Here is a 20,149-nt window from a genome sequence, read left to right as displayed (position 1 = left end):
TTAAAACACCTGAATTAATCGTGTGTTGTCTATTTTTTATTGGCTCTACTGAATAATTAGCACATACGAAAGTACGCTCCTTTGAAAAATCTCTAATTGATGTGTCTCGTATTTTAGCTTTATTATAGTTTGCTAAATTAATTACTATTAAGCTGTAGTAAAGGTAACAGCTAAGTCTTTTCAATTAAAATTAATAGAAAGATAAAGAGGAATTTTATAATAGATTAAGAGGTCTCTAATTATCTAAAGTATCGAAAATTTGTTGCAATGATAATTCAACTAAGTCTTGTTTATCATAGGTAGTAAACACTAATTGATTATCTATTATTTTAAAAGTGCGCATGCCATCATCAGTCGTTACATTGTGGTGGGACGCTTCATATTTTAAGCGTCCCATGCGCTGTGTTTCGATATTTACAATGTAAATAGAATAGCTAGCGTCTGGCGACGTGTCTTGATGGATAATAAGATAGTTGTCAATTAGCTGGACTTGATTGATTGATGACCACCTTAATTTTTCTGGTGCACCAGTTGTATTTAGATCGGATAGAAACATCCATTTATAAGTGTTGCCTTTTCTCGCAAAAACGGCGTGCGCTGTTTTATATATTTGATAGCGATCATTAGTTATTACTGGAGTTAAACTGTCCCATGATTTTACAGCATGTGCGTTGGTGTAATAGATTAAAAAGCCCTTAGTTTGGCTGGCTGTAAGATTATCTTTAATGGTCGCACTTAACTTTTGTAACGTATCTCCAAAAACAGTATTATAATAGGTTTCAGGAATAGTTGGTGGCTTAGATTGCCAATTGGTTTTAGGGCTAATGATACGATCAAAAAGAGCATGGGATTTGACTTGTTTAAAATTGAATGTCGCACTTGTCATCCATTCTAGAGAGCTATCTGGTTGTGCTCTTTTTTTTGGGAGTACTTTTTCTTTTAGTACTTCAAAAAAAGCACTATTAGCATCTAAAGTTAAGGCATTAGGTATAGGGACTATTTGCTTAAAATTACAATAGCAACCATAATTACTTAAAGTGAATGTTTCGTTGGTTTTACCGTTTGTGATGGTTACAGAACGTCCTCCAAAAGTACTACCACTTTCATACTCATCTATTAAAGTGTCTATAACTTTGTCATTATTAAAATCCGCAACTATAGTATCTAAGCGATATTGAGCTATTAAAGGAGTAACACCACTTAAAAGGACTAATAAAATAAAATAATTTTTCATGTAAGATATTGTGTGATATAAAACGAAACTAAGATACTTAAATATCTAAAGTAAGGTATTGAAAACTATTTGTTTCGGCAAAAAATCTTGTTTTTAATTAATATAATCTCACTAATTATTTTAGATTTTTTTGAATAGGCATGAGAAAACGCCATAGACGTAAGTAGTGTAATACAAGCTAATGTCCCCAACGCACCGCCATAACCATTAAAAAAATGGCTTTTGTTGATGTAGACCAAACTAAATAAAATTCCTGATATAGCTAATAGTAAATAATGTTTCTGACCTTTAGGAGACGCCATTCCAATAAACGACGTGCCAATAAATACAATTGGAATATTTTTAGTAAGATAAACGTCCAAAACCTCTGGGAAACAATAAAAAAACAATCCCACTATTAGGGATAGTAATGCAGAGCCTCTAACAACACCTTGATTTAATTGTTCGCTCACATAAAAGGTAAGTGTTGCCCCGATGACACCTGTTATTGCTAATATTATAAAATTCATATAAATAACCAATATAATAATGATACCATAGCAACACCTGCAAAGGCTAGCGTGCCTAACTTTCCTCCAATACCTAAAAACAAATTTTTAGAGACCATAAACAACACTCCTGTTAAACTTCCTGCTGCAATTACAAATCCTATGGAAGGTGTGATTTCTGCACTAGACATACCAACAAAAGCACCACAATAGATAGCACCTGGTAACTTTTTTATATAAATAGAATCTTTATTTAGTACAGGAATAAATGAGGCCACTGTACCAGTAATTCCTGCGGATAATACACTACCTAATCCACCATATATATTTAGAGAATAGCAAAGGACAGCACCAATGGGGACCCATATAGCGACACCAATTCTTTCATATCCATACTCTTCATGATGTAAGTCTAAATAACGATAACCAAAAAAAATGGCTACAGTAATGATTATAACCGATATTAGAATAGCAAAACTACCTACTTCATATTTTTCTTTGGCTATCATCGTTAAAAAAACAACTTGGATAACTAAAAGGGTAATAATGGTAACTAATCGAATGTTTTTGTGTGTTTTCATTACAAAAACAAATTTTGAGAGATTACTGTTTTAGTTTTAATTCTGTTTTCTTTATTGGTGATCACTAACTTCAGATAAAAAAAATAAGTACTGTATTTATTATAAGTGATACAAAACTAATTTAAAAAAATGAAAAAGCCCCATAAAGGGCTTTTTCATTACTATGTATTTTAAAGGGATTGGTTATTTGGTACCTCTCACGTTTTTATTTTTAGGATATTTAATAGTGTAAATAAACTTTTCGACAACAGTCTCTCTTGCTTGGACGCCAATGGTCCACAATAACTTACCATTATCTTCTGTATATTCAGCGTTTCCTTTATCATCTAAAGTGATTTCAATATCCTTATTTTGAGAAACAGGGATTTGATCTAGAATTTCAATAGTTATAGGCGTTCCTTTTTTGTTTTTAACTACAAGTTCGTAACCTATGGTTTCTTTTTTATTACTTCCAATAAATTTTGAAGCGGTAAACTCTTTTATTGGCGTACGCTCTACAACAATACTATTATCACGTCCCATAGAGATTAATAATTCTTTAGCAGTCACTTCTGGATTAATATAAGACGTCCCTACAAAAGCACCTTCAAAAAAGATATTGGCTTCTCCTGCAATTAAGTTGTATTGACTCCAATCCGTAATTTTTGCTAACAAAAATGCAGCTCTATCCAATTTAGGAACCGTGTGATAGATATAATCGGTTTTTAAATCAAAGGACTGTAAAGCAACTAGGTTTTCTTTTCCATCACTAGCGATAGAACGCTTACTTAAAATATTAAAATCTACAGATAATTGATTTTCTGCCACCGTTGAAGCATTAACATATCCCGATATTTGCGTGTATGCCATATTACTAACCTGGATTTCCTCCATGACTTCATCATCTAGTTCTTTTTTGTATCGCTGTAACTGTTCTTGGTAGATACTAGCATACAAAGGACTTAAAATAGGTCTGTCATTATTTTGAGACGGATTTCCTGTACTTATTATTAAAGCCACATTGTCCCAGTCCAATCCAGTATTTTGGTAGATGCTAGCTTTATAAGTCAAGTTTACATTTTCTGTAATACTTTCTGATCTTAAATCGTATAACGGAATCCAACCGACGTTTCCAACAATATATTTACAATCAATAGCTACTTTACCTGGTTTTTTAGAATCTATTTGAAGCACAATATTTCCACTCGGTTTATTAAATTTGGCATTAAGCTCACTTAATTGTTGGGTCAATTTTACAGCAGTTTCTCTTAAAGGTTGTTCCTTTTTATCCAAAGCGATAATTGCTTTCTTTATTTCAAGGTATTTAGCATGATATACGTTACTTAACTCTAAGACTTGTTGCGGTGTAAAACTAGAATTTCCGGAACCTAAATCTTGATTTTTATTTAGGATTTGTTCCATTCCTAATAAACTATTACGCTCATGAGCCAACCAATTAAGATCATCATTTAAAGCTTCTAATTGTGTTTTTAACGCTTCAATTTCTTTGTTATTTATTTTGGAAACTAGATAGTTGTTTTCATATTTTGCAGATACCAATACCGTATTAGGGTTATTAAATTGCACTTGCAAACTGGAAGGGTTGATGCTTGTAGAAATTCCCGTTAACACAATTTCTTGTGGTCCCATTGCGGCGTTAAACGAGGCGTCTCTTACTATTTGCGCGTTGCTTTTAAAGACTTTAACAGCTGTTATTTTAGAGGATACTTCGTTTTGTGCTGTTGCAGAAACACATAGTAGAAAGAGGAATAGTCCAAATATTTTTTTCATGATTTTTATTTTTTACGAAGCTATTATAATTATCCAAATTATTAAACTCTAATGAGTAAACATTAAGTTTGAATGAGTAAAACGATACGTTTTAGAAGGCAACGTTACCAGGCTACTACAAAACACTTCGTTGCTGTTCCATTAGGACATTTTAACCAGAGCAATGGGGCGTACTTTTCTGCTTTATAACTATCCAATTGTGGCATAATTTGATCATAAGTCATCCAATGGACGGTAACGTCCAAATCTAACAACCAGTCTATTTTTTGTGGTATAAAAAACTGGCAATCTGAAAATTGCGGTAATTGTGAATAATTGAAATAAAAACCATAAATACAGTCGTTATTTAAAGTTTTAAATTGAATAGATTGACCGAATGGCACAAAAATTTGTGCTTTAAAATAAAGCTGTTGTTTTATATTCTCAGCTTTTAATTGCAACCGGTCTAATAAAGGTTTTGTGGCTTGGTTATAAAGTTAACTTGTTTAGTTTTTCTATTAAAGAATCTCGACGCATGGGACCAATCAAGCAATCGACTTCATTAGGTCCCAAAGTCGAATCATATAAATAGTATTTAAACTGAATTTCTAAATGAACAGCTTGCTCTTCATCTAAATATAAGCAGTCCAATTCGCCAATGGTAAGGTTTTGATTGTTCTGAATTTGAATGTTTTCTTCTAAAACCGAAATATTTTTAAACTGTTTTAACTCTTCAAAAACAAATTGCTCCACACGTTGTCCTAAGCGTATGTTAGTTCTAACCGCCTTATTAAAAACAAAGGGGCTACCTAATTGTTTTACAAAAGGTTGCATTCCAAATATTTTGTTAAAAAATAGGTGTGGTGTGTTAAAAAAACCGCTAAATGTGGCTTGTAAATTTTCTTTTTTGTGGCTCATATTAAGGAGTAAATGTAGTGATATTAATTTTTTTCTATAAAATAATCGTTGAAACCCTTTAATTCGTTGTATTTTTGCACATCTTAAAATTTAAAAATTGCAATTGATTAATGTCTACTAAAACCATAGAATTACAAGAACGTACGGAAGGAAAAAGTCTTTATAGTTACCAAAAGGGTGCTATTGATAAGATTTTTAAATGTTTTGAAGAAGCAGAAGAGGATTACCATTTATTATATCAATTACCAACAGGTGGTGGTAAAACGGTTATTTTCTCCGAGATTGTTAGACAGTATTTAAAAACACATAAAAAGCAGGTGCTTGTAATGACGCACCGTATAGAGCTTTGTAGGCAAACCTCTAGAATGCTTACAGAATTTGGTGTAAGTAATAAAATTGTAGATAGTAAAGCCGATTTAAGTGACCAGAAAGACTTTAATTGCTTTGTGGCCATGGTTGAAACGCTTAACAATCGTTTAACAGATAATAAATTAGATATTTCGGACATCGGTCTAGTTATTATTGATGAGGCGCATTATAACAGTTTCACCAAGTTATTTAAGTTTTTTGAAAAATCATTTATCCTTGGTGTTACAGCAACGCCTTTAAGTAGTAATATTAACCTTCCAATGAAGGATAATTATAACGAGCTTATTGTTGGAGAAACGATACATTCCTTAATTGCTAATGAGTTTTTGGCTCGTGCCGAAATTTTCTCATACAACGTTGGATTAACGTCTTTAGTTGTAGGCGCCAACGGTGATTATACAGTAAAATCTTCTGAAGATTTATATACCAATACGGACATGTTAACTAAGCTTATTCAAGCTTATGAAGAGCGTTGTAAAGGTAAAAAGACCTTAATCTTTAATAATGGTATTAACACGTCTTTACACGTGTACGATACGTTTAGAAGAGGTGGGTATCCTGTAGCACATTTAGATAATAACAATACTAAAAAGGAACGTAAAGCGATCTTAAAATGGTTTAAAGAAACGCCAGATGCGATTTTAACCTCTGTAAGTATCTTAACCACTGGTTTTGATGAGCCTACAGTAGATTGTATCATGCTTAACAGAGCAACCAAATCATTGACATTGTATTACCAAATGATTGGTCGTGGATCTCGTATTTTAAAAGATAAAAATAAATTTGTTGTTATCGATTTAGGGAACAACTTACATAGATTTGGACCTTGGGGTAACGATTTAGATTGGCATAAAATATTCCGTTCGCCTAACTATTATTTAGATGGTATTTTAAGTGATGAAGAGCTTGAAAATAACTTTAGATATGAAATGCCAGAGGAGTTACGTGAAAAATTCGTAAAATCTGAGCAGGTTTATTTTGATATTAAAAAGTGTTATATTGATAGTATTAGAGCAGGAGAGAGCTCTAAAGTCGTACTAGAACGTTCTATTATTCACCATGCACATATTTGTACTGAAAATAGTGAAGATTTATGGGACGCTTTAGGTTTAGCAAAATTATTGGGAGACGATATTGATTACCGTATTTCACGTTACACCAAGTGTATTAGTAAAAGTACATTCAATTTTGTGGAATGGTTGAAAGATGATTATCGTAAAAAGTTAAATGCCTTTTTACGTACTAATTTTGACGAAATTTTTGAAGAAATCAATGGTTTTCCTCCAGAAGAATAAAATTAATTTTGACAGTATTCAGTCGCAGTTTGCAGTTGCTTACTCTTGTAAATATATTAAAATAACGATAGACTAATTACTACGATTATGACTTTTAAAGACTTAGGTTTAGATAAAAATTATATAAAAGCACTAAAGGAATTAGGGATTAAAAATCCTACTGAAATTCAATCTCAGGCCATACCTGTGTTACTTAAAAAGTCAACCGATTTAATTGGTTTGGCTCAAACGGGAACAGGTAAAACCGCTGCTTTTGGATTACCTTTATTACATAAAATTAATCCTAAAAAGGATACCGTTCAGGCGCTTATCATTGCACCTACAAGAGAATTGGTACAACAAATAAAGAAGCAGTTATTTAAGTATATCAAGTATAACGATGCTAAAATATTTTTAGAAGGGGTTTATGGAGGTGAAAAAATTGATATTCAACTTAAAAATGTAGCCAGAACAACACATATTATAGTGGCAACTCCGGGTCGTTTGGTCGATTTAGTAGAGCGCGGTGCTGTAAACTTGGCGGATGTTAAAACAATTGTTTTAGATGAAGCTGATGAAATGTTAAGTATGGGGTTTAAACCTGATTTGACAACAATTTTAAAATCAGTAACAGGACCAAAAAACACGTGGTTATTCAGTGCAACCATGTCTGATGCTTTAAAAGATATTGTAAAGCGTTATATCGCAGATGAAGCTATTCGTTTAGAGATTGATAGAACAAGTATTGTTAATCAAAATATCTCGCATTATTTTGTAGAAACTTCAGTGCATGAGAAAGCTTCAACGATCATTCGATTATTAGAAGATAGAGAAGACCAACGTGGTATTATTTTCACTAAAACAAAAGCAGGTGCGCAAGCATTAAGACATCAATTAGAAACCGAAGGATTCAACGTTGGTGCTTTAGAAGGGGATATGCAACAAAGGGATCGAGATAAAGTAATGCGTGCGTTTAAAAACACTACGTTACAGTTGTTAATCTCTACTGATGTATCTGCAAGAGGAATTGATGTTAACGATTTAGCTTTTGTAATGCACCATCAGTTACCAGAGCATATAGAGTATTATACACACAGAAGTGGACGTACAGCCAGAGCTGGTAAAAAAGGAGAATCTATCGCTCTTGTTTTGAGTAGTGAGCGTAATGACCTTAAAAAGGTTGAATCTACTTTAGGTATTAAATTTAAACAATTATCGGTTTAATTATAGTATAGTTTTTCTGATTAATACACAGTGTGAAACACTTTAATTCAATACTTTATAAGTAGTGAGTTAAAGTGTTTCTTTGTTTAAAACTGCTTCGCGTTTAGGGTCAAACCCTCCGTCTTTTTCTTTGAAAAATCCACCTCCCTTCAGCTGAAGGGAGGAGTTGTTTGCGATATTGTTAATTAGGTGTTATTTGTTGAGTTTTATTATTAATGTTGAGTTGTTGTAGCTCTCCTCTTAAATTTAAGAGGAGAATGAATTTTAATGTCTTACTTAAGAGACATTGGAAGAAAGAGGAGTTTTCTATTTATTAACTTTTAAAACTGCTTCGCGTTTAAGGTCAAACCCACCGTCTTTTTTTTTGAAAAACCCACCTCCCGTCAGCTGAAGGAAGGAGTTATTTGCGATGGTTTTAATTGGTTCTTTAGTTGTTTTTACTAATGTTGAGTTATTGTAGCTCTCCTCTTAAATTTAAGAGGAGAATGAATTTTAATGTCTTACTAAAGAGACATTGGAAGAAGGAGTAGTTTTATATTTGTAAATTTTAAAACTGCTTTGCATTTAAGGTCAAACCCTCCGTCTTTTTCTTTGAAAAATTCACCTCCCTTCAGCTGAAGGGAGGAATTATTTGCGATCGTGTTAATGAGGTTCTTTTGTTGAGTTTTTCTATTAATGTTGAGTTGTTGTAGCTCTCCTCTTAAATTTAAGAGGAGTATGAATTCTAATGTCTAATTTCAGAGACATTGGAAGAAAGAGGAGTTTTATGCTTGTTAACTTTTAAAACTGCTTCGCGTTTAGGGGCAAACCCTCTGTCTTTTTCTTTGAAAAACACACCTCCCTTCAGCTTAAGGGAGGAGTTATTTGCTAGGGTATTAATGAGGTTTTTTTTGTTGAGTTTTCTATTAATGTTGAGTTGTTGTAGCTCTCCTCTTAAATTTAAGGGGAGAATGAATTTTAATGTCTGATTATAGAGACATTGGAAGAAAGAGGAGTTTTATGCTTGTTAACTTTTAAAACTGCTTCGCGTTTAGGGGCAAACCCTCTGTCTTTTTCTTTGAAAAACACACCTCCCTTCAGCTTAAGGGAGGAGTTATTTGCTAGGGTATTAATGAGGTTTTTTTTGTTGAGTTTTCTATTAATGTTGAGTTGTTGTAGCTCTCCTCTTAAATTTAAGAGGAGAATGAATTTTAACGTCTTACTTAAGAGACATTGGAAGAAAGAGGAGTTTTATATTGGTGAACTTTTAAAACTGCTTCGCGTTTAGAGTCAAACCCTCCGTCTTTTTCTTTGAAAAATCCACCTCCCTTCAGCTGAAGGGAGGTGTTATTTGCGATGGTGTTAATGGTTCTTTTGTAGTTTTTAATAATGTTGAGTTGTTGTAGTTCTCCTCTTAAATTTAAGAGGAGAATGAATTCTAATGTCTAATTTTAGAGACATTGAAAGAAAGAGGAGTTTTATGCTTGTAACTTTTAAAACTGCTTCGCGTTTAAAGTCAAACCCTCCGTCTTTTTCTTTGAAAAATCCACCTCCCTTCAGCTGAAGGGAGGAGTTATTTGCGATGGTGTTAATGGTTCTTTAGTCGTTTTTACTAATGTTGAGTTATTGTAGTTCTCCTCTTAAATTTAAGAGGAGAATGAATTCTAATGTCTGATTATAGAGACATTGGAAGAAGGAGCAGTTTTATTCTTGTTAACTTTTAAAACTGCTTTGCGTTTAAGGTCAAACCCTCCGTCTTTTTCTTTGAAAAATACACTTCCCTTCAGCTGAAGGGAGGAGTTATTTGCGATCGTGTTAATTGGTTCTTTTGTCGTTTTTACTAATGTTGAGTTATTGTAGCTCACCTCTTAAATTTAAGAGGAGAATGAATTCTAATGTCTGATTATAGAGACATTGGAAGAAGGAGGAGTTTTATATTTAACTACTAAAAACAAAGCATAAAAAAAGCAACTCTATTGAGCTGCTTTTTTAGTTTATTACTATTTATATAATAATTAATGTGATTTCATTTTTCCTTTTCGTTTTGCTAACTGTCTTTCTAACTGAGTCACAACTTCACTCACACTTTTATGTAAGGTGTCTTTGCTTTCTTCAGCATATAATCTAGGTCCAGGTGCACTTAATCTAATACCTGCAATCTTTCCAGAATTATCGTCACTTGTATTTTCTAATTTAAAAAACACATCGGCACGTACTATAAATTCATATTTATTAAATAGCTTTTGGATTTTTTCTGCAGTAAATTGCTCTAACTCTTCACTTGCTTTTACCTTATCATATTCAAAATTGATATCCATATTCTTAAGTTTTATATTTACTTAAAGATACAAAAAACAGCGCCTATTCTTGTCTTTTTATTAAATATTTAAGACAAAAAATTAATGATTATCTTTAGGCCACAATCAAAAACACTATTCAAAATGCGTACAATTAAATCCTTAATTCTATTAACTGGTTTAGCTTTAGTCTCTTGTGGGGAGTCTGGAACTGCAGTGGTAGATAAGCCAACCGATTTTAAAATCGATTATGAAAAATTCACCTTAGATAATGGACTAGAAGTTATTCTTCATGAGGACCATTCTGATCCTATTGTTGCTGTAGCAACGCTAATGCATGTGGGGTCTAATAGAGAAAAACCTGGTAAAACAGGCTTTGCCCATTTCTTTGAACACATGTCTTTTAACGACTCCGAAAACGTGCCTGTTGGTGCTAATCGTAAAATGATTCCAGAATGGGGTGGAAGTCGCAATGGAGGAACGTCTAACGATTATACGGTGTATTACGAAGTTGTACCTAAAGATGCCTTTGAAAAAATTATGTGGATTGATTCGGACCGTTTTGGTTACATGATTAATACTGTAACTAAAGAAGCATTAGAACGCGAAAAGCAAGTGGTAAAAAACGAAAAACGCCAACGTGTTGATAATGCTGCGTATGGTTATACGGATGAAATTATTAGAAAAAACTTATATCCGCAAGGACATCCTTATAATTGGACAGTTATTGGTGCTTTACCAGATTTACAAGCCGCTACGATTGATGATGTTAAAGAATTTTACAAACAGTATTATGGTGCTAAAAATGCCTCTTTAGTTATTGCTGGAGATATTGATATTGCTGAAACTAAAAAATTAGTAGCACAGTGGTTTGGCGAAATTCCTAGTGGACCAGATGTTGAAGAGCAAAACATAAAACCTGTGGTTTTAGATAGTATAAAATCGTTATACTTTGAAGATAACTTTGCTAAACTTCCTGAAGTGCGTATGGTTTATCCAACTGTTAAAAATTATGATAAGGATAGTTATGCCTTAGATATTTTAGGCGAATTATTAAGTGGTAGTAAAAAATCACCGTTATATAATATATTAGTTGAAGAACAAAAATTAGCGCCTCGTGTGGGGACTTACCAAAATAGTAGTGAACTGGCTGGAGAGTTTGTGTTTAGAGTGCGCGCCAATGCCGGAACAGACTTAGATCAAGTAAAATCAGCAATTGATGAAGGTCTAACTAAATTTGAAACTAACGGTGTTAATACGGACGACTTAAAGCGTATCAAAGCCGAATTGGAAACGGGGTTATATCAAGGTGTAAGTACGGTTTTAAATAAAGCGTTTCAATTAGTGCAGGATAACGAGTTTAATGGAGATCCTAGTTTTATTACTAAACGTGCTAAATTGACTAATGCAGTAACTGCAGCAGATATCATGCGTGTATACAATCAATATATTAAAGGTAAAAACTATGTTATGACCAGTGTGGTGCCTAAAGGACAATTAGACTTAGCAGTAGCAAATAGTAAAGAAGCGACCGTTTGGATTGAAGAGGTGAAGCAAGATGTGGCTAACGAGGAAGTGAGCCAAGGAGCAGAGGCTGTTTACGAGCAAACGATAAGTAAATTTGATAGAAGCGAACCTAATTTTGGAGAATTACCAGTATTTAATGCACCTAAAGTGTGGAAAAGTCAAATGGATAATGGTATGGCCGTGTATGGTATTGAAAATAATGAAGTGCCTTTGGTGCAATTCGATATTACTATTCCTGGTGGACAATTACTAGACCCAAAAGGTAAAGAAGGTGTGGCTAATTTATTTAGTGATTTAATGATGCAGGGCACAAAAACTAAAACGGCAGCAGATTTAGAAGAAGCTATTGGTTTATTAGGAGCACGTATTACGATGTATAGTGGTACTGAAGATTTTCATATTACAGGATCTTGTTTGACTAAAAACTTAGACGGTACTATTAAGCTAGTTAAAGAGATGCTTTTAGAACCGCGCTGGGATGCTAAAGAGTTTGACAGATTAAAACAAGCTTTAGAAACTAGTTTAAAAGGTAGCGAAGCTAATCCTAATGCTATTGCTTCTAACGTCTTTAATCAATTAATGTATGGTAATACGCATCGTTTTGGTATTAATGGTTCTGGGACTTTAAATAGTACTAAAGACATTACAATGGACGATTTAAAAGCTTATTACAAAAACCTATCACCAAAAGCCGCGACGTTCCATATTGCAGGCGCTATTAATAAAGGAAAAACAATTACCGCTTTAAGTACTTTAAAAGCTTGGAAAGGAGAAACTATAAATGTACCTACCGTTGCAGTAAAAAATAATGGAGCAGGAGGGAACTTGTATTTTGTAGATGTACCAGATGCTAAACAATCTGTAGTATACATCGGTAAGCTGGCATTATCAGGAAAAGATGAAAATGCTAATAATCTTGATTTTGCTAACGAGATTCTTGGAGGTGGATCAAGTGGACGTTTATTCCAAACCCTTAGAATTGGAAAAGGATACACTTATGGTGCTTATTCTAATATTTCAGAACGCGAAGCCATTAGTCCATTTGCAATTAGAAGTAGTGTGCGTGCTAATGCGACTTTAAAATCGTTAGAGATTATAAAAAACATGGTTACGGATTATAAAGATAGTTTTACTGAGACTGAAGTCGAACTTACAAAAAACAAAATCTTAAAAGGAAACACTAGAGCCTACGAAAGTTTAGGGGCGCAATTAAGTATTTTAAGACGAATTAGTAAGTACGACAAAGCAGAAAACTTTTTAGATACGGACCAAGACGAATTAATTAATATGACATTAGCGGATTACAAAACCATTATTGATCAGTATTTAACCGAATCTGAAATGGTGTATTTAGTCGTTGGTGATAAAGCCACACAACTAGAAGAAGTTAAGCAATTAGGAAAACCGGTTGTAGAACTTGATATTTATGGTAATACGCTATAAATACACACCAATTTAAATTTCAAAAAGCACAATGTCTAACATTGTGCTTTTTTTGTTTCTACGTTACTGAGATGTAAATCTTGTAACACGCACTTATAATTGTGTAATGTAATTAGTAAGGTTAATGGTCATCTTTGTAAAACAATTAATAATCATTAAAACTTAAAATTATGAAGCTTATAAGTATATTATTTAGTCTGTTTTTTGCTTCAACAATAGTTGTAAACTCAGATAACGACAATCATTTAAATAACAAAGAAACAACCAAGCAAGTGGTGTACGATGGGTATCATGATCGTATCTATTATTTTACAGATACTAGTGATAATACCATTCTTATTGAAGATATCAACGTTAGTAATGTATTGGATACATATAAACTAGACAATAACAACCATTTAGGTGCTACGTTTACTCTAAAGTTAGACAAAACTACCGAAGACAATATCTATAGTGAAATCCAAGTGGTATCTATTAACTTAATACAAAAATAAAGATGAGACAGTTACAGTATATAATTATCGCAATAATAGTATTTAGTTGCCAAAATATAGTACATAGCCAAGTCCCAAAAAGTGTCCAAAATGCTTTTGAGGTTAAGTATCCTGGAGAGAATAATCCGGACTGGGAAACTGATGCACATGGCAACTTTGAAGCCCATTTTAAAGACAAAGGCGTCAAATATAGAGCCGATTTTAGTCCGAATGGTCATTGGATAGAAACCGAAAACAGTATTAAAAAAGGAGATTTACCAAAAGCCATAAGAGCTATTATCAAAACAGAATATGGTAGTGAAGACATTACAGAAGTAGAACATGTACAAAGTGCCTCGAAAGGCGAATTCTATGATGTGGAGTTTAAACAGAAAGGGAAAAATAAGGATATCGAATTCCGGGCCAACGGTGACATTATAAATTAATAAAGGAAAATACTAAGTAAGGAAAAAGTCCAACACAAACTGTTGGACTTTTTTATGTACTATATCAAGTATTTTTAGTTGCCCCAGGAGATACACGTTTTTAATACAATAATTGTTTTTTGTAATGTGTTTGCTATATCCGCAACGGTTTGATTTCATAACTTCAAAACATCTGCTTTTTCTGCAGAATACACATCCATAATATAAGGCTCAGCTATAAACTGAATAGGCTTGAGATTATTTGACGTTAAATGTAATTGTATAGCTTAACAAAGTCTATTTTACATAATATAAATTATAGTACACTTTATAAATAGGTTTATCCGGTGGATGAAGCTATTTATAACACAGATGGCGCGTTGGCGAAATTATGATGTTTAGTACTTATCAATCTATATTTAGCACTTGAGTCTATAATATTCCAGTTTTACATTCAGTTTAAATCGAGTATTCTGTATCTAACCGCACAACCTTCCAACTTAAAAAGCTAACCGTTTTAGATTATTTCAAAATTCACATATTTGATAATAAGACTTATTTGGCATAATTTATTTACCACATATAAAAAATACATTGTTGTTCTCTATAAGAATATCCCGCTTTCAAATTCTTTTCGGCTTTCCTGAGTAGTTTATACTTATCAAGTATTTCTTCATTGTCTTCTATGCAATTACTTTCCTTTAATTCTAAAGAATTAAAATAAGCTGCATCCCAATCAAGTGCATTTTTTGCGTGCTTTCTTTCAAAACATACACTAGTAGAATTGCTATCAAAAAACATTCTTTGTTCAACAACTTCAATTACCTTTTCTACACGTATAGATGATGACCCATTGTAATCTTCTTTATACATTGTATTAAGGTGAATTGTTTCTTCTGTAATTAAAGTTTTTATTTTTAGGGTATCATCTATAATAAAATAATCTTCTGAAGTCCAAAGATTTGTAGATCCTTGTTTATAAAAATGATTAATTAATATAAGTTTGTCTGCCTCATAGTAATAATCAATTCTTCCTGATAATACTTGAGAACACTCATAATGTTTTGTGATATAATGTATTAACGTGTCTTTCGTTTTTATTCTTTCTTGTAAAACGTCATATTCACTATTAGCAGTATCAAATGTTTGCTGACTATATCCATACAGTACAGCACATAAAAACAATATAGTAAAGCATGCCTTTTTACATTTTTGGTACTTATTTAAATATTTGGTAGACATAGTAATCATTAGTTATTTATAATTTTAATACAAATATATTTTATCTATTAGGTTAACATTGATATTAAATACCCTTTTAGGAATAAAATAGTACTTATGGAAATTTATAATCCAAAAGATAGTCTTTCAAATATAGAGAATTTTAACAAATAGAACATTTTTAAATCACACGGTTTTCAGGGATAAAAGGAATAAACATTTTAAATTATATTTACACTCTAAATAACGATTTACAAAGACATAAATAAATCCCTAAGATTAAAGAAGACATGAAATGGTTTGAAGAAATGACCCAATATCTGTTTAAGGAATATAAAACGTTGTTTTTAAGTAAAATAGTAGATTATGAAAAAGAGTCTATAAAAAAAATAGCCCTTTTAAGAAACCAATACCTAGATTATGATGATAATGGTGATGATTTTGTAGTTGTTGATTATACACTAGGTATCTATTCTAAAGAGCAGTTAAGAGTGCTAAAAAATAAAATAGACGAGTCCGCTTCTAGTGATGTTTTAGAAAGTGTTAAAGACCTTTGGGGACCTCCACCCATCAATAAAGCATGGGAAAACAATTACCAATATAGTACTGACTTTGAGCTATTTCTACAGTGTACTGTTCTAGCAATTGTAGGTCAAAAATTATTAGAAGACGTAGACATTAAGCCATATCTAATAAAAGGTGCTTCTGTTTATCTAAAATGCTTTGGAGATATAGAAGAAGAGTGTACAGTACCTATGTATAAAGGAATAATACCAGACACTATAATTCGTAAAAAAGTCATAGCCGATTTTGTTACTACTCCTGAAAATCAAAAATTATTACTGTCACTTTGGAATAAAGAAATTACAACACCCGGAAAAAGCCTTTTCAAGACTATTGGTATGACGCCTTTATCAAATTATCCTAGTCAAAGTGATATTAGTAAAGCGCTATTTAAAGCACGACGTATATTAATTAAAAAAGAAGAGGAAGGCGCTAGTAAGGAAGCATGTAAAAAAGCAGCAATAGCTAGTTTAGAGCCCTATTTAGAAGATATTAAACCTTTTAAAGGTAGAGTCTAAAAAAATAACGGACGCTATACAAGAACATGAAAGCGCTTGTAACTATATGGGATCATGGTACAACGGATTAGAAGACTATGACAATGCAGAAAAATGGTGGAAACGTTGTTATCAAATCCTGCCTACTGAAGCAGGAACCTTAAATCTATGCTTATTGTATAAAGATGATAAATTAAATTACCCTGAATTTTTAAAAATCTGTGAACAATTAACGTCTATCTACAACAAATTATCTTCATATAGTCAAATGTATGTTTGGGAATACTTAGCAAGCGCTTATGTATTAAATGGAGAGATAAACAAAGCATGTAAAACCTTTAAAACTCTAATAAAAGAGAATCCTGATGAAGACTTAGCGTATTACAAAACATTAGCAAATAAAGCATTAGTCAAATTATTTGAACAAAATGGAATAGATGAAAAGCTAAAAAACAAACTATTAAGTGTGTTTGAAGCTTAACCTATAAATTGGTTATACCTTTAGTATAATAATCAAGTAGATAATTATACTAAAGGATAATGTATGCCTATATGGCGTAATAATTTATACTTAGTGTTGGATGTTTTTTATAGTAACGCGTACATCGCATTATTCCTTTTCACTCTTTTTTGCTTTTTTCATGGACACTTTAAAATCATCCATGTTACCATGTAATTTTAAGTTGAGGTAGCGTATTTTTTTATTAGGATCAAGCTCTATAATGTCGTCATCCTCCATTTCTACAGTACTATCGGGATTATTTTTTTTAGCAAATAGCTTATAACGTGCTGCCTGTTTTATGGTTTCCCAAGGAATTCTGACATAATATTCGATATTATGATCGCTATCTTGTGTGCCTGACAACTCCAAATGTCCTAGCGTAGACTCGATAGTCATGTTTGGTATAGTTATGCGCCCATTAGTAATATCTAAATGATTTCTAAGGGTATCAAATTTTATGTTTCTAAGATTTTTATCACCCATATAATCTGACAACATGGATATAGGATCATAATTTTGTAATTTTCCATTTAGGACTTCTACATCCATATGGATTTCTGATTGATCCAAATCAGGTACTAAATCTGGATACACTCTAATTTTACCTTTAATTCTAGAAGACACAGTACCTTTTAAATTTTCTGACACTAAGTGATCTTGCCCAAAGTTTTCAAACTTAAACAGTAGTTTATCTATATCTACATGCTCTGCCACTAAATCGGGTTTCATGTAAATATGTTTTGGGTCACTACCATTAAAATAACCCGACATTTTAAAGTTACCTCCAGCCGCATTCATAGACATGGTATCAACGTGGATATAATGATTTTGCGTGGTACGCAACTCCGCTTTAATATTTTGTAAATCAATACGATGATATATAAAATGACCGATATTGATATCAAATGTCATATCTGTAAATGGAAGTTCGTACAAATTAAACGCCTCTGCGTGCGCTTTAACATCTGCAGTTTCCGTGTCTTTTTTGGGGGTTGTTACTTGGTTGGTTGTTGATGGTGAAGTATTAAAATTAAAAAGTTGATCAAAATCTATGTAATTTGCTTTTAGCGCAAGGTAATTGTCTCGTTTTTTTATAGCTTCATCATCTCCTAAATAATAATTAAGGTCCACACCAAAAATAGTTCTTCCTATTTTACCATTAAATTTTTGAATGACGAGGTGCTCATCTTCATAATGAAAACGTCCTTTAAAATTTTCAAATCGTAAAGGATGTAAATGCATTTTAGTAGTAAGCTTATCAAGATCTAGATCTATGGAATGTAATGCTGAATCTTTGTAATGCATACTAGAATTAAGATGTAAGACTAATTTTTCGAACTCTTCGTGACGATACTCTTTAGGGACATAATTCTCGCCTTGGTATGAAAATATGTCTTCTAAGCGTAATACATTGGATGTTAAGGTAATATCCAAATCTACATCTCCATTAAGTTGGTCTTGCATCCAAAAGCCATAATTATAGACTTGTCCATTAAAATGGAAATCTGTATTGTCAATAAAACCAGTGAAATCTACAATTTTTAGGTCTTTATCGCCAATAAGAAAATCGATATGAAAATCATGTAATTTATGTGGGTAATGCTTAAGTTGTGCATGAAGACTATCTATAAAAAATTCGCCTTCTGGTAAATATTGAGATTCTGTAAAGGCTTTAGCCGAAGATTTAAATGAGAACCCCATACTTAAATTTTTAATCTGTTCGTCTATACCTGTGCTGTCTATTGCAGAATAGCGTGTTATTTCTGAAATATCAAGGAGATTGGATTTAATCTCCAAATGCGCGTCTACAGGCGTGTTAGTGTGATGTATAATGGCAGGAAAATCTGATAAATATCCTGTTACGGATACGTCAGACTTACCCAATATCATATCAAATTGATCAAGCGTTGCTTTTTTACCATTCATTATAAGGTGCGCGTTAAGTTGTTTTAATGGCGCAGGAAGCTCTGCCGAAGAGACACTTAGATTAGTTACTTTTAACTCTGTAAAATAGGCTTGATTAAGTGTGTTTAGTGAAAGTTCAGGATGGTCTATATCTATAATATCATGAAAATTCATTTCTAACGACACATTTCCAGAGGTGTTTTCTATGTCTTTAAGATTAAGAAAACTAGCCATAAATTCTAAGTTAAAGTCAACATTTAATTGCATATTAACTTCAGGTTCTTCAAAATTTTCAATAACAATATTCCCTAAAAACGTGCCTGTTTCTAGTTTGGCTGTCATATCTGTTAATGAGAATTTCATGGTGCGTAAATTACGGTCTTCGCCATTGGTAAAATGACCACTAAACCCCATATCGTCTACGCGTTTCCCTTTGTCTGTATTTTCAAGAAAAGCCTCACTTGCACCAAAATGGACATCAAAAAAGGGCATTTGTTGGTTGAGTGTCCGTCCTTTAACTAAAGCATTAAAATAGATTTTTCCTGCATTACTATAGCGTTCCAAAACAGGTATCACATCTTCTGGCGCAAAAGCAATTAGCATATCAAAATTGGGCTTGGTTCCTTTTATAGAAAGATCAAGGTCTACATCGTTTTTAGTATCTATAGTGCCTTCTATTTCAAAATCACCGTGTTCCATTTTAATACCTGAAGGTTTAACGGTAAGCAGTCCTGTGTTTTGATTGAGTGCGAGGTCTGTATGAAGTTCAAAATGTTTGTGACGGACATAAGTGGTGTCTCCGTTATCAATTAAATTCATTTCAAATTCAGTATCTATGTGACCAGAAATCAGTTCATTATTTATAGTAAATCCACCTTTTCCTTCATAAATGAAAGTTTCTAGATCTGTATTTTCGGTTTCATCTTTTTTATGAATATCTAGATTATGTAATTGAATACGCTGTAGTTGGATATTTACAAAGTCGTCACTTGTTGTTTCTGTTTCCTCAAAAGATTCTAAAGCATTTTGAAGGTTGATTGTTCCATCTTTATGTAGCACAATATCAAAAAACCCTTCTTCTATAATAAGTGACCGAATATTATAGTTTCCGTTTATAATATCCCATATATTGAAACCCGTATAAATGTCAGCAACATCTAGGATTGGTGATGCATTAGTGTCTTTAGTTTCATAGATTTTTACATCATCTACCTTAAAAGAAATATCAGGAAAGTTGTTGAAAAGTGACAAATGAGTGTCACCGATTGTGATCAAACCTTGGTGTTGTTTATTTAAATCAGCAATTTCATTTTGAATAATATCGTCTTGTTCTGAATAAATATATAATACTACGCTACTAAAAAAAAGTATTGGTAGTAAGATTATAACAGCAATAAACCGCCACCAGAACTTTCGTTTTTTTAAGAATTTTAACTTCATACTTACCTCCATTTTGAAATTTACCTACCAAACATTTTT

The 20,149-nt window shown here is 32.4% G+C and carries 15 protein-coding genes and 1 pseudogene; 7 read left to right on the top strand and 9 right to left on the bottom strand.

The features are described from left to right. Nucleotides 1-235: 235 nt before the first annotated feature. The 6 genes and pseudogenes from E9099_RS16785 to E9099_RS19630 all read right to left on the bottom strand — a co-directional run bounded on the left by E9099_RS16785 (nucleotide 236) and on the right by E9099_RS19630 (nucleotide 4,970). Nucleotides 236-1,234 (bottom strand): hypothetical protein, encoded by a 999-nt coding sequence (locus E9099_RS16785; RefSeq protein WP_136584668.1) that lies wholly within the window; start codon nucleotides 1,232-1,234, stop codon nucleotides 236-238. Between the two features lie 65 nt (nucleotides 1,235-1,299). Continuing rightward, nucleotides 1,300-1,743, bottom strand: a complete 444-nt coding sequence (locus E9099_RS16780; protein WP_136584667.1) for a hypothetical protein — start codon at nucleotides 1,741-1,743, stop codon at nucleotides 1,300-1,302. Beyond that, nucleotides 1,740-2,303, bottom strand: coding sequence for a hypothetical protein (locus E9099_RS16775; protein ID WP_136584666.1), 564 nt, complete (start codon nucleotides 2,301-2,303; stop codon nucleotides 1,740-1,742). The genes E9099_RS16780 and E9099_RS16775 overlap by 4 nt, the downstream gene beginning before the upstream one ends. 183 nt (nucleotides 2,304-2,486) lie before the next feature. Continuing rightward, complete coding sequence (locus E9099_RS16770) at nucleotides 2,487-4,073, bottom strand: DUF4139 domain-containing protein (RefSeq protein WP_136584665.1); 1,587 nt, start codon at nucleotides 4,071-4,073, stop codon at nucleotides 2,487-2,489. Between the two features lie 104 nt (nucleotides 4,074-4,177). Next, nucleotides 4,178-4,528, bottom strand: a pseudogene (locus E9099_RS19635) (DUF1853 domain-containing protein); the annotation flags it as partial. A 13-nt stretch (nucleotides 4,529-4,541) separates the two neighbouring features. Next, a complete protein-coding gene (locus tag E9099_RS19630; RefSeq protein ID WP_136584663.1) occupies nucleotides 4,542-4,970 on the bottom strand; it encodes a DUF1853 family protein in 429 nt (142 codons plus the stop codon). Nucleotides 4,971-5,080: 110 nt separating this feature from the next. Here E9099_RS19630 and E9099_RS16755 point away from each other — a divergent pair, with 110 nt between their 5' ends. Both E9099_RS16755 and E9099_RS16750 read left to right on the top strand, forming a co-directional pair. Next, nucleotides 5,081-6,634 (top strand): DEAD/DEAH box helicase, encoded by a 1,554-nt coding sequence (locus E9099_RS16755; RefSeq protein WP_136584662.1) that lies wholly within the window; start codon nucleotides 5,081-5,083, stop codon nucleotides 6,632-6,634. Between the two features lie 84 nt (nucleotides 6,635-6,718). Beyond that, nucleotides 6,719-7,837: a DEAD/DEAH box helicase gene (locus E9099_RS16750; RefSeq protein ID WP_101018549.1), complete on the top strand. Its 1,119-nt coding sequence runs from the start codon at nucleotides 6,719-6,721 to the stop codon at nucleotides 7,835-7,837. A 1,994-nt stretch (nucleotides 7,838-9,831) separates the two neighbouring features. Here the strand turns inward: E9099_RS16750 and hpf are convergent. Continuing rightward, complete coding sequence (hpf, locus tag E9099_RS16745) at nucleotides 9,832-10,134, bottom strand: ribosome hibernation-promoting factor, HPF/YfiA family (protein WP_136584661.1); 303 nt, start codon at nucleotides 10,132-10,134, stop codon at nucleotides 9,832-9,834. A gap of 123 nt (nucleotides 10,135-10,257) precedes the next feature. On the opposite strand from hpf, the gene E9099_RS16740 reads away from it, so the two are divergent. The 3 genes from E9099_RS16740 (at nucleotide 10,258) to E9099_RS16730 (ending at nucleotide 14,002) form a co-directional block, all read left to right on the top strand. Beyond that, nucleotides 10,258-13,083 carry a M16 family metallopeptidase gene (locus E9099_RS16740; RefSeq protein WP_136584660.1) on the top strand — a complete coding sequence of 942 codons (2,826 nt, stop codon included), beginning with the start codon at nucleotides 10,258-10,260 and terminating at the stop codon, nucleotides 13,081-13,083. Nucleotides 13,084-13,253: 170 nt separating this feature from the next. After that, complete coding sequence (locus tag E9099_RS16735; RefSeq protein WP_136584659.1) at nucleotides 13,254-13,577, top strand: hypothetical protein; 324 nt, start codon at nucleotides 13,254-13,256, stop codon at nucleotides 13,575-13,577. A gap of 2 nt (nucleotides 13,578-13,579) precedes the next feature. After that, nucleotides 13,580-14,002 (top strand): PepSY-like domain-containing protein, encoded by a 423-nt coding sequence (locus tag E9099_RS16730; RefSeq protein WP_136584658.1) that lies wholly within the window; start codon nucleotides 13,580-13,582, stop codon nucleotides 14,000-14,002. A gap of 552 nt (nucleotides 14,003-14,554) precedes the next feature. Here E9099_RS16730 and E9099_RS16725 read toward each other — a convergent pair. After that, complete coding sequence (locus E9099_RS16725; RefSeq protein WP_205961005.1) at nucleotides 14,555-15,223, bottom strand: hypothetical protein; 669 nt, start codon at nucleotides 15,221-15,223, stop codon at nucleotides 14,555-14,557. A gap of 269 nt (nucleotides 15,224-15,492) precedes the next feature. Between E9099_RS16725 and E9099_RS16720 the strand changes: the two genes are divergently transcribed. Next, the gene (locus E9099_RS16720; RefSeq protein WP_136584656.1) at nucleotides 15,493-16,284 is read left to right on the top strand and encodes a hypothetical protein; all 792 of its coding nucleotides are present in this window, start codon (nucleotides 15,493-15,495) and stop codon (nucleotides 16,282-16,284) included. A gap of 46 nt (nucleotides 16,285-16,330) precedes the next feature. Then, nucleotides 16,331-16,744 carry a hypothetical protein gene (locus E9099_RS16715; protein ID WP_136584655.1) on the top strand — a complete coding sequence of 138 codons (414 nt, stop codon included), beginning with the start codon at nucleotides 16,331-16,333 and terminating at the stop codon, nucleotides 16,742-16,744. Nucleotides 16,745-16,873: 129 nt separating this feature from the next. Here the strand turns inward: E9099_RS16715 and E9099_RS16710 are convergent, their stop codons facing one another. Further along, complete coding sequence (locus E9099_RS16710) at nucleotides 16,874-20,110, bottom strand: AsmA-like C-terminal region-containing protein (protein WP_136584654.1); 3,237 nt, start codon at nucleotides 20,108-20,110, stop codon at nucleotides 16,874-16,876. Nucleotides 20,111-20,149: the final 39 nt, after the last annotated feature.

Origin of the sequence: Psychroserpens sp. NJDZ02 (genome assembly GCF_004843725.1) — a bacterium.
Lineage (GTDB): Bacteria > Bacteroidota > Bacteroidia > Flavobacteriales > Flavobacteriaceae > Olleya.
This window is presented reverse-complemented; position numbering and strand designations above follow the sequence as displayed.